We start from the raw sequence: 600 nt of genomic DNA on the forward strand, positions 1-600 counted from the left end.
CGTCGTCGGGCAGCAGGCCGCAGCCGGACACGAGCGCCACGCACAGCGCCGCGGCGGCACCCCGGCCCGGAATCCTTCGCCTGATCATGCTGCGCTCCCCTCCGGTCCGTGAGGACTCCACCGTACCCAGCGGGAGGACCGGTCCGGTATAGGACCGCGCCGTGTCCCGGGGCGTCGTCGGGAACCTCAGCGCCGCAGCGCCTGGACCTCTTGGACGGCGGCGACGACGGAGCGGGCCGCCAGGGCGATCTCGGCTTCCTTCACGCCGGCCGTGAAGGTCAGCCGCACCGCGGTCTGCGCCACGGACGGTTCGATTCCCATGGCCAGCAGCACCGCGGACGGCTCGTCGGAGCCGGCGGCGCAGGCCGACCCGCTGGAGCAGACCACCCCGCGGCGTTCCAGTTCCAGCAGCACCGCCTCGCCGGAGGTTCCCGGGAAGCAGAAGGAGGCGCTGGCGGGCAGCCGTTCGCTGCGATGACCGGTCAACATGGTCCCGGGCAGTTCCCGCAGGACGGTGTCGATCAGGTAGTCGCGGTAGCGCGTGAGCCGGCCGGCGTCGGCCGCCCGCTCGCCCCCGGCCAGCGACAACGCGGTGGCGAC

The 600-nt window shown here is 73.8% G+C and carries 1 protein-coding gene; it reads right to left on the bottom strand.

Going from position 1 to position 600, the window contains the following annotated elements:
• Nucleotides 1–186 precede the first annotated feature (186 nt).
• On the bottom strand, nt 187–600 hold a 414-nt coding region (locus AC5RUJ_RS17980; protein WP_494156482.1), incomplete at its 5' end, for an aminotransferase class V-fold PLP-dependent enzyme.

Source organism: Arthrobacter sp. Y3223164, assembly GCF_059091005.1.